This is a genomic window from Actinophytocola sp. (assembly GCF_045807065.1).
Lineage (GTDB): Bacteria > Actinomycetota > Actinomycetes > Mycobacteriales > Pseudonocardiaceae > Actinophytocola.
Genome location: NZ_JBJMIE010000603.1, coordinates 1 through 9,489 on the forward strand (window position 1 = coordinate 1; position 9,489 = coordinate 9,489).

Annotated in this window: 10 protein-coding genes and 1 pseudogene; 5 read left to right on the top strand and 6 right to left on the bottom strand. The window is 73.3% G+C overall.

Annotated elements, in window-relative coordinates; genetic code table 11:
* Positions 1-1,107, top strand: a pseudogene (locus ACJ73U_RS35245) (hypothetical protein); the annotation flags it as partial.
* Here ACJ73U_RS35245 and ACJ73U_RS35250 read toward each other — a convergent pair.
* Positions 1,091-1,864, bottom strand: coding sequence for an ABC transporter permease (locus ACJ73U_RS35250; protein ID WP_407782090.1), 774 nt, complete (start codon positions 1,862-1,864; stop codon positions 1,091-1,093). The pseudogene ACJ73U_RS35245 and the gene ACJ73U_RS35250 overlap by 17 nt on opposite strands.
* The gene (locus ACJ73U_RS35255) at positions 1,861-2,814 is read right to left on the bottom strand and encodes an ATP-binding cassette domain-containing protein (RefSeq protein WP_407782091.1); all 954 of its coding nucleotides are present in this window, start codon (positions 2,812-2,814) and stop codon (positions 1,861-1,863) included. The genes ACJ73U_RS35250 and ACJ73U_RS35255 overlap by 4 nt, the downstream gene beginning before the upstream one ends.
* 77 nt (positions 2,815-2,891) lie before the next feature.
* Between ACJ73U_RS35255 and ACJ73U_RS35260 the strand changes: the two genes are divergently transcribed.
* Complete coding sequence (locus ACJ73U_RS35260) at positions 2,892-3,635, top strand: SDR family oxidoreductase (protein WP_407782092.1); 744 nt, start codon at positions 2,892-2,894, stop codon at positions 3,633-3,635.
* A 16-nt stretch (positions 3,636-3,651) separates the two neighbouring features.
* Here ACJ73U_RS35260 and ACJ73U_RS35265 read toward each other — a convergent pair whose 3' ends face one another.
* Both ACJ73U_RS35265 and ACJ73U_RS35270 read right to left on the bottom strand, forming a co-directional pair.
* Entirely contained in the window at positions 3,652-4,302 is a 651-nt protein-coding gene (locus ACJ73U_RS35265; protein ID WP_407782093.1) for a response regulator, read from the bottom strand.
* Positions 4,299-5,525, bottom strand: coding sequence for a sensor histidine kinase (locus ACJ73U_RS35270; RefSeq protein ID WP_407782094.1), 1,227 nt, complete (start codon positions 5,523-5,525; stop codon positions 4,299-4,301). Before ACJ73U_RS35270 ends, ACJ73U_RS35265 begins: the two co-directional genes overlap by 4 nt.
* 135 nt (positions 5,526-5,660) lie before the next feature.
* Between ACJ73U_RS35270 and ACJ73U_RS35275 the strand changes: the two genes are divergently transcribed.
* The 3 genes from ACJ73U_RS35275 to ACJ73U_RS35285 are packed head-to-tail and all read left to right on the top strand — an operon-like array spanning position 5,661 to position 8,751.
* Entirely contained in the window at positions 5,661-6,578 is a 918-nt protein-coding gene (locus tag ACJ73U_RS35275; RefSeq protein ID WP_407782095.1) for an ATP-binding cassette domain-containing protein, read from the top strand.
* Entirely contained in the window at positions 6,575-8,026 is a 1,452-nt protein-coding gene (locus ACJ73U_RS35280) for an ABC transporter permease subunit (RefSeq protein ID WP_407782096.1), read from the top strand. The genes ACJ73U_RS35275 and ACJ73U_RS35280 overlap by 4 nt, the downstream gene beginning before the upstream one ends.
* Entirely contained in the window at positions 8,023-8,751 is a 729-nt protein-coding gene (locus ACJ73U_RS35285; protein WP_407782097.1) for an ABC transporter permease subunit, read from the top strand. Before ACJ73U_RS35280 ends, ACJ73U_RS35285 begins: the two co-directional genes overlap by 4 nt.
* Here the strand turns inward: ACJ73U_RS35285 and ACJ73U_RS35290 are convergent.
* Both ACJ73U_RS35290 and ACJ73U_RS35295 read right to left on the bottom strand, forming a co-directional pair.
* Positions 8,748-9,149: a VOC family protein gene (locus tag ACJ73U_RS35290; RefSeq protein WP_407782098.1), complete on the bottom strand. Its 402-nt coding sequence runs from the start codon at positions 9,147-9,149 to the stop codon at positions 8,748-8,750. The genes ACJ73U_RS35285 and ACJ73U_RS35290 overlap by 4 nt on opposite strands.
* A gap of 30 nt (positions 9,150-9,179) precedes the next feature.
* On the bottom strand, positions 9,180-9,489 hold a 310-nt coding region (locus ACJ73U_RS35295), incomplete at its 5' end, for a metallophosphoesterase (protein WP_407782099.1).

The window sequence follows — 9,489 nt, forward strand, 5'->3', positions numbered from 1 at the left end:
CGCATGTTGTTCGTCCTGCGCCGGTTCGCCCGGGTGACACCCGACAACCCGCGGCGTGCCATGGTGACCATGCTGGCGCACCCGGACGTGTTCGCGCCCGACCGCATCGCGCTCCGCGCGTTCGTCCGGAGCGGGCATGCGGAGGTCGCGGTGGTCGCCGGGATGATGCTGAGCTACTTCGCCGAGCAGGACGGCGACCTGTTGGCCGCGATCGACTGCTGTGCCCCGATGCTCGCCGCGTGGGGCACGAGCGCCACGCCGTGGCTGTGGATCGTGTCGCTCTCCCGAATCGGCGAACTGACCCTGCGCGCCGAGCGGAGCGAGGAGGCGCTGGCCTCCTTCACCGAAGCCGTCCGGCTCCTCGGCGCGATCGGCGCGCCCCGCGACATGGTCGGCGTGTACTGGGGCATGATGATCGCCAACCTGCAGCTCGGGCGCCTCGACGAGGCCGCGCACTGGCTCGGCCGGGCGACCGCCGACAACTCCGGCAACCCGGACGCCGACGCCGACGACGCCGCGTTCCAGTTCCTGTTCGCGGCGCGGGCCGAGCTGTCGCTGGCCCGCGGTGAGGTGGATGAGGGCCTGCGCCTGTGGCGCCGAGCCGTGCTGGCGGCGCCGGCGGAGGACACCACCGACGGTGCGACCGGGACTGCCACCGGGGACGACGTGCCGCCGTGGGTACTGGAGACCTGGGTCGGGGCGGTCGGCGCGCACGCCCGGTTCGGCCGGGCGGAGCTGGTCGCCGACCTCATGGCGGAGCTGGCGCGCCGGCTGGAACGGATGCTGGCCAACCCGATCGAGCGGCCGCCGGTGTACGTCATCGAGCAGCAGCTGGCCGGCGCGGCGCTGGTCGCGCTCGGCGCGGCCGACGTCGCGCTCGGCGCGGTGGGGTCGGGGGTGCGGCTGGTCGCGCTGGCCGAGCAGTTCAAGGTCCTGCGCGGCTTCCGGCCGACGCTGACCGTCGAGGACGTGCGTGCCGCGGTCCAGGAGGCCGACGGGCCGGCGTACGCCGACGCGTTGTCGGAGTACGCCGGCCTGGACCGGGACCACCTGCGACACGCGGCCCTCACCGCGCTGCGGGCACGGCGGATCAGGCCCGCCGGCTGAAGAGTTTTTTCGACCACAGGTAGCCGAGTCCGGTCAGGACCACGCCCCAGCCGACCGCGAGCCAGCCGTAGTGCCCGATCGGGCCGCCGATCAGCAGGCCGCGCAGGGTCTCGATGATCGGCGTGTACGGCTGGTACTCGGCGAACCCGCGGATCCCGGCCGGCAGCGACGCGAGCGGGATGAACGTCGTGGACACGAAGGGCAGGAAGAACGACAGCACCATCGGGGTGTTGCTGGCGCCCTCCACGGTCTTCGCGAGCAGGCCGAGCGCGACGGCGAGCCAGGTGATCGCGAACGAGACCAGCACCGTGAGCCCGGCGACCGCGAGCCACTCGACGAGCCCCGCCGTCGGCCGGAAGCCCAGCGCCAGGCCGACGCCGACCAGCAGCACCACGGTGACCACGTTCTGGATGACGCTGCCGAACACGTGCCCCGTGACCACGGAGGTGCGGGAGATCGGCATGGTGCGGAACCTGTCGACGATGCCCTCGTTCATGTCCGACCGGATCTGCACCGCGGTCTGCAGCGCGCCGGAGGCGATGGTCATCAGCAGGATGCCCGGGACCAGGTAGTCGATGTAGTCGAGGTGCCCGGCCGAGCCGCTGACACCGGCGGAGATCGTGTTGCCGAAGATGTAGGAGAACAGCAGCAGCATGACCACCGGGACGGCGATCGTGGCGATGATCAGGCTGGGGTAGCGGACGAGGTGGCGCAGGTGGCGGCGCAGCATGGTCGCGGACTGGGTCATGGCGGTCATCGGCTCAGCTCTTCCCGTGCGTCGGTGTCGTGTCCGGTCAGGGCGAAGAAGACGTCGTCGAGGTCGGGTGTGTGGACGGTCAGCGACTCGGTCTCGATCGAGGCGTCGTCGAGGCGGTCGAGCAGTGCCTTGAGCGCGCGGCGGCTGCCGTCGTTGGGGACGGACAGCGTCAGCGACTCCGCGTCCGGCGTTCCGCCCGCCAGGATGCGGGCGGCGGTGTCCAGCTCCCGGACGTCCGCGAAGTGCAGCCGGACGTGGCCGCCCGGGATGCGCCGCTTCAGCTCGGCGGCCGTGCCCTCGGCGACGATGTGGCCGTGGTCGAGCACCGCGATCCGGTCCGCGAGGTGGTCGGCCTCCTCGAGGTACTGCGTGGTCAGCAGGACGGTCACGCCGCCGGCCACCAACTCGCGGATGATGTCCCACATGGCGTGCCGGCTGCGCGGGTCGAGGCCCGTGGTCGGCTCGTCCAGGAAGATCACCCGCGGCTCGCCGACCAGCGTCATCGCCAGGTCCAGGCGGCGGGTCATGCCGCCGGAGTAGGTGGCCGCGGGCTTCTTCCCGGCCTCGACCAGGTCGAACCGCGCCAGCAGCTCGGCCGCGCGGCGGTGGCACTCCTGCTTGGGCAGCCCGTACAGCTCACCCATCAGCCGCAGGTTCTCCTCGCCGGTGAGCAGCTTGTCGACCGCCGAGAACTGGCCGGTCACGCCGATCGCCGTGCGGACGCCGTCCGGGTCGGTGACGAGGTCGTGCCCGGCGACGCCGACCGTGCCGGCGTCGGCGGTGATCAGCGTGGAGAGGATCCGGACGACGGTGGTCTTGCCGGCGCCGTTCGGGCCGAGCAGCGAGAAGATCGTGCCGGCGGGGACGTGCAGGTCGACGCCGTCGAGGACGACCTGCCCCCCGAAGCTCTTGCGGAGTCCGGTGACCCCGATTGCCGTGTTCTGGTTCATGCCGAAAGGTTGCGGCGCGGGCGGATCAGTGGGGTTTCACCTGGGTTTCAGCGCCGCTCGTACGGTTTCATGGGGGTATGGATCTCGAGTTGAAGGACCGCGTGTACCTGGTGACCGGCGGGAGCAAGGGACTCGGCTTCGCGACGGCGTCCGCACTGGTGGGCGAGGGTGCGCGGGTGGTGCTGACGGGTCGCTCACCCGCCGCGGTGGAGTCGGCGGCCGGTCAGCTGGGCGCGGTCGGGGTGGCGTGTGACAACGCCGACCCGGAGACGCCCGGCCGGTTGCTGGACGTCGCGCGGGAGCGGTTCGGCCGGGTGGACGGGCTGCTGCTGAGCACCGGCGGGCCGCCGGCGGGAACGGTCACGGGGGTGTCCGACGAGCAGTGGCAGGCCGCGTTCGAGTCGATGTTCCTCGGCGCGGTGCGGCTGGCCAGAACGGTCGGCGCCGCACTGGAGGAGGGCGGGTCGATCGCGTTCGTGCTGTCGTCCTCGGTGCGGGCGCCGATCGCCAACCTCAGCATCTCCAACGGCCTGCGCCCGGGTCTCGCGATGGTCGCCAAGTCGCTGGCGAACGAGCTGGGACCGCGCGGGATCCGGGTGAACGGCCTGCTGCCCGGCCGGATCGCGACCGGCCGGATGGCCTACCTGGACGAGCGGTCGACCCCGCAGCAGCGGGCGGCGTCGCTGGCCGCGATCCCGCTGGGCCGCTACGGCGACCCGGACGAGTTCGGCCGCGTGGCCGCGTTCGTCCTGTCCCCGGCGGCCTCCTACCTGACCGGCGTGATGCTCTCGGTCGACGGCGGCCAGTCCCCCGTGCCCTGACGGGCGTGCACGTGGTTCAGGACAGGTGGCCGCGGGGGAGGACCAGGCCGGACTCGTAGGCGGCGACGACGGCCTGGGTGCGGTCGCGGAGCCCGAGCTTGCCGAGCATGCGGCTGACGTGGGTCTTGACCGTCTCCTCGGTGACCACCAGCCGCCTGGCGATCTCCGGGTTGGACAGTCCTTCCGCGACCAGCCGCAGGACCTCGGTCTCCCGGGGCGTGAGCGTCGCCAGCTCCGGTGGCCGCGGCTGCGGGCGCAGGCGGGCGAACTCACCGATGAGCCGGCGCGTGACCGTCGGCGCGAGCAGGGCTTCTCCGGCCGCGATGACGCGCACCGCGTCGAACAGCCGCTCGGCGGTGACGTCCTTGAGCAGGAACCCGCTGGCGCCCGCGCGGAGCGCGTCGTAGACGTACTCGTCGAGGTCGAACGTGGTGAGGATCAGGACCCGGGCGCCGGCGCTGACCCGCCGCGTGGCCTCGATGCCGTCCATGTTGGGCATGCGGACGTCCATGAGCACCACGTCCGGCCGGTGCTCCCGGCAGAGCCGGACCGCCTCCACCCCGTCGGTCGCGGTCCCGGCGACGGCGAAGTCGGGTTGGGTGTCGAGCAGGGCCGCGTACCCGGTCCGCACCACCTCGTGGTCGTCGGCGACGACGATGCTGATCACGAGTCCGCCACGGGGAGAACGGCCTCGACGAGGAACCCGCCGATGCCGTCGACCGGCCCCGCCCGCAGCGTGCCACCGACGGCCGCCGCCCGTTCCCGCATCCCGGCGAGCCCGTGCCCGGCGGGGGTGGCGGTCCCCGGCCCGTTGTCCCGGACCCTGACCCGCAACTCGCCGCCGTACCTGAGCTCGACGTCGACCGCGGCACCGGGCGCGTGCCGCCGGGCGTTGGTGAGGGCCTCCTGGACGATCCGGTAGGCGGCCAGCTCGACGCCGGGATCGAGGGGCACGGGCGCACCGGAGACGATGAGCCGCGCGCCCGCGGACTGACGGGCGTCGTCGAGCAGGTCGACGAGCTGGGTGAGCTTCGGTTGGGGTTTCAGCTCGGCGTCGGTGCCTTCCCTGAGGACGCCGAGCAGCCGCCGCATCTCGGTGAGCCCGGCCCGCGCCCGGTCCCCGATCTCGGCGAACCGCCGCGCCCCGAGGTCGGGCAACCCGGGCGTGGTGAGCCGGGCCGTCTCGGCCTGCACGGCGATCATGGAGATGTGGTGCGCGACCACGTCGTGCAGCTCCCGCGCAATCCTGGCCCGCTCCCCACGGGCGGTGTGCTCGACGAGCGTGGTGGCCACGGCCTGCCGCGCGGCCCGGTGCAGGAGCGCCTCCTTGCGCGCGGCCATCGCCACACCGGCCCACACGGCGGTGGGCGCGAGCGCGGCGAGCAACACGGTCATGGCGGAGGGCCGCACCAGAGCGAGCACGACGAAGGGAACCGCAAGCGCTTGCGCCCACGGGGCCGCCACCCGCCCCAGCGCCACCACGATCACCACGGCCGCCCCGACGGTGAGCACCTCGAGCAACGCCAGCGAGAGAAACCCGGCCGCGACAACGAGAACAGCAGCGGCGCCCGGCCGAACCAACCCGAGCGGAACGGTCCCCGCAACGGCGAGCAGACACAGCGTGAGCCCGAACTCGACATTGACCTCGGCACCCAGCGACCGCCCGAACGCCTCCCCAACCGCACCAACCCCCAACAGGAAGACAACGACCCGCCCCAGCCGAACACGTTCCCACTCCGCGCGAAGGCCCCAGCCACCGGCCTCTACCGCAAGAATCTCCGTCTTCCAGCCTATCGGGGGCCACCGACAAAACCGGTTCCACGCGGTCGCGGACAGCTGGCCGGGTGGCAGCTGGGCGTCCGGCGGCGGGTGGCCGTCTCCTTCGCGCATGGCGGTCATTGTCTCCGCTGGCAGCGGCCCTGGCGTCACTCCCACGAGCGACGTCCTTCACTCCTGTCGGGGAGGCCCAGGATGGCTCCTCGCCGGGACGACTGCGGGGCCCTCGACTCCATAACCTCCCACAGCATGGAAGCCACCATCGAGGTCGTCGGGTTGCGGAAGCGGTTCGGGGGGACCACCGCGCTCGACGGGATGTCCTTCGCCGTCGCGGCGGGGCAGGTCACCGGGTTCGTCGGGCCCAACGGGGCCGGGAAGTCCACCACCATGCGCGTCGTTCTCGGGCTCGATGCCGCCGAGGCCGGGCACGCGCTCGTCGGGGGGCGGCCCTACCGGGAGCTGCGCCGGCCGCTCACGCACGTCGGCTCGCTGCTCGACGCCGGTGCGCTCCAGCCGTCCCGCTCGGCGCGCGACCACCTGCTCTGGCTGGCGCACTCCCAGGGCCTGCCCGTGGCCAGGGTCGACGAGGTCATCACCACCACCGGGCTCGGGCCGGCCGCGCGGCGCAAGGCCGGCGGGTTCTCCCTCGGCATGCGCCAACGCCTCGGCATCGCCGCCGCGTTGCTCGGTGACCCGCCCGTGCTCATGCTCGACGAACCCTTCAACGGCATGGACCCCGAGGGCATCATCTGGATGCGGGCCTTCCTGCGGCGGAAGGCGGCGGAGGGCCGGGCCGTGCTCGTGTCCAGCCACCTGATGAGCGAGCTGCAGGACACCGCCGACCACCTGGTCGTCGTCGGGCGCGGCAGGGTCATCGCGGACACCGGGGTCGCCGAGCTGATCGCCGCCGCGTCCGGGGACCGGATCACCCTGCGCACCACCGCGCGCACCCAGGCCATGACGGTCCTGGCGAGGGCCGGCGCGACCGTCGCCGCGACCGGGGCCGACACCCTGACCGTCGACGGGTTCGCCGCCGCCGACCTCATCGCGCTGCTCACCGCGGAGGGTGTGCCGTTCACCGAGGTCAGCGCGCACCGCGCCACGCTGGAGGAGGCCTACATGGAGCTCACCCGCGAGGCGGTCGACTTCCGGGCGGTGGAGCCGTGAAACACCTCGTGCACGCGGAGTGGACCAAGTTCCGGACCGTCCGCGGCTGGGTCGTCGGCATGGTCGTCGCGATCCCGCTGACCGTCCTCATCGGACTCCTCGGGCCCGCGGGCGGCGGCTTCCACTGCGCCGGCCCGCACGGCGAGAAGTGCGCGGGGCAGCACCCGCCGACCGGACCCGACGGCACGCCCGCCTTCGACGCGTTCTACTTCGTGCACCGCACCCTCACCGGCGACGGCGCCATCACCGCCCGGGTCGCCGCCCTCGAGGACGCCGAACCGTGGGCCAAGGCCGGCGTCATCGTCAAGCGGAGCACCAGGGAGGGCTCGGCGTACGCGTCGGTGCTGACCACCGGCGCCCACGGCGTGCGCATGCAGTACGACTTCACCGAGGACGTCGCGGGGCCGCGGTCCGGCCAGGACAGCCACTGGCTGAGGTTGTCCCGCGCGGGGAACAGGCTCACCGGCGCGGTGTCCCCGGACGGCCGGATGTGGACCACGATCGCCACGGCCGAGGTGGACCTGGGCAGCAGCGTCGAGGCCGGCATGTTCGTAGCGTCACCGCAGCACGTCGACCGGGACGAGTCGTTCCGCAGCGTCACCGAGAACAGCGGTCCCACCGTCGCCACCACCACGTTCGACCAGGTGCGGACCGAAGGCGACTGGACGCCCGACTGGCGGGGCGGGCGGCTCGGCGGGGAGGCCCCGCTGGCGAACGGGTTCACCGAGGACGCCGGTCGGTTCACCATCAGCGGCACCGGTGACATCGTGCCGGTCGTCCAGTCCGGCGGCGGGCTGGGCAGGACCGTCGAGAACGCGTTGATCGGGGCGTTCGCCGGGCTCATCGCCGTGCTGGTGGTCGCCACGATGTTCGTCACGAGCGAGTACCGGCGCGGCCTCGTCCGCACCAGCTTCGCCGCCAACCCGCGGCGCGGCCAACTCCTCGCCGCGAAGGCGATCGTGGTCGGCGGGGTGTCCTTCGTGGTCGGTGTGGTCTCGTCCGCCCTGGCGATCCCGCTGGTCGAGCGGCTCGAGGTCGCCAAGGGCTTCTACCTGTACCCGGTCGCGACGTGGACCGAGGTGCGGGTGGTCGTGGGGACCGGCCTGCTGTTCGGGGTGGCGGCGGTGCTCGCGGTCGCGGTCGGCACGCTCCTGCGCCGCGGGGCGGGCACGGTCACGGCCGTGACCGTGGGGATCGTGCTGCCCTACCTGCTGGCGGTCGCGTCGGTGCTGCCGCCCGCCCCGGCCGAGTGGCTGACGGCCGTCACCCCGGCGGCGGCGTTCGCGGTCCAGCAGAGCGTGCGCGAGTACCCGCAGGTCAGCGCGAGCTACACCCCGGCGGACGGCTTCTTCCCGCTGTCCCCGGCCGGCGGCTTCGCGGTGCTGTGCGGGTACGCCGTGGCCGCCGTCGTGCTCGCCGCGGTGGCCCTGCGGAAGAGGGACGCGTGAGCGTGCTGCACGCGGAGTGGACGAAGGCGCGCACCGTCCCCGGCACGGCGTGGCTGCTGGTCGCCGTCGTGGCACTCACCGCGCTGCTGGGTTACCTGGCGGCGGACGCGATGCCCGCCGGCGGCGACCCCGCGAAGTCGGCTCTGATGGGGGTCGCGCTGGGTCAGGCGGTCGTGGTGGTCCTGGCGGTGGCCACGGTGGGCGGCGAGTACGGTACGGGCATGATCCACACCACCCTCACGGCGGTGCCGCGGCGCGTGCACGTGTTGGCCGCCAAGGCTTCGGTGGTCGCCGCGCTGGCCGTGGTGGCCGGCGCGGCGGCCGTGCTGACGTCGGTGGCGGTGGGCGGCGCGCTCATCCCGGGTGGACTCTCGCTGTCGCAGCCCCCGGTCCTGCGCGCCGCGGTGGGGTCGGTGCTGTACCTGGCCCTGGTCGCGCTGCTGAGCGTCGGCGTGGCCGCGATCGTCCGCGACGCGGCCTCGGCGGTCGGCGTGGTGCTCGGCCTGCTGTACCTGACGCCGATCGTCACGTCCCTGGTCGCGGACCCCGACTGGCACGACCGCCTGCGCGAGCTCAGCCCGATGACCGCCGGCCTGGCCGTCCAGGTGACGATCAACCTGGACCGCGAGCCGATCGGCCCGTGGCAGGGCTTGGGCGTGCTGGCGCTGTGGGCCGCGGCGGCGTTGCTGGCCGGCGCCGCGGCCCTGCGGCTACGGGACGCCTAACCCGATGTCCAGCCGCCCGGTGTCCAGCCGCGCGGTTCCCCCTTGAGCACGCAGAACTCGTTGTCCTCCGGGTCGGCGAGCACGATGAACCCCTCGTCCCCGGTCTGGCCGACGTCGGCGTGGCGGGCGCCCAGCTCCAGCAGCCGCGCCACCGCCTTGTCGACGTCGCCGTCGGTCGGCCGCAGGTCGGGGTGGAACCGGTTCTTCTCCTGCTTGGGGCCGCCGCTGTTCTGCAGCCAGATCGACGGCACGTCCCCGGGTGCCCCGGCCGGTGGGTACAGGTGGGCGGACCCGTCATCCTCGTGCCGGACGTCGAAGCCGAGCGCCGCGGACCAGAACCGCGCCATGCGCCCGACATCCCGTACGTCCAGCGTGCACTGTGCGAACCGAACAGTCATGCGCTTCCGATTACCCGGCAGCCGCACGTGTTACACGGCCGGGTTCGCCCGCAACGTCAACAGCGTGATCTCGCTCGGGGCGAAGACGCGCAGCGGCGGACCCCAGAACCCCGCGCCGCGCGTCGTGTACAGCTGGGTCGGGCCGTGGCGGGTGAGGCCGTGGACGGTCGGCTGGTCGACGCGGACCAGGTAGTGGAACGGCCAGATCTGCCCGCCGTGGGTGTGACCCGACACCTGCAGGTCGACGCCGGCCGCCGCGGCCTGGGCGACCTGCCGCGGCTGGTGGGCGACCAGCAGCACCGGCGCGCCGGCCGGCGCTCCCGACAGGGCGACGTCGAGC

Excerpts from the sequence above, each read along its gene's own strand:
- ACJ73U_RS35250 (WP_407782090.1), bottom strand. The coding sequence starts at position 1,864 with ATGACCGCCATGACCCAGTCCGCGACCATGCTGCGCCGCCACCTGCGC.
- ACJ73U_RS35255 (WP_407782091.1), bottom strand. The coding sequence starts at position 2,814 with ATGAACCAGAACACGGCAATCGGGGTCACCGGACTCCGCAAGAGCTTC.
- ACJ73U_RS35260 (WP_407782092.1), top strand. The coding sequence starts at position 2,892 with ATGGATCTCGAGTTGAAGGACCGCGTGTACCTGGTGACCGGCGGGAGC.
- ACJ73U_RS35270 (WP_407782094.1), bottom strand. The coding sequence starts at position 5,525 with ATGCGCGAAGGAGACGGCCACCCGCCGCCGGACGCCCAGCTGCCACCC.
- ACJ73U_RS35275 (WP_407782095.1), top strand. The coding sequence starts at position 5,661 with ATGGAAGCCACCATCGAGGTCGTCGGGTTGCGGAAGCGGTTCGGGGGG.
- ACJ73U_RS35290 (WP_407782098.1), bottom strand. The coding sequence starts at position 9,149 with ATGACTGTTCGGTTCGCACAGTGCACGCTGGACGTACGGGATGTCGGG.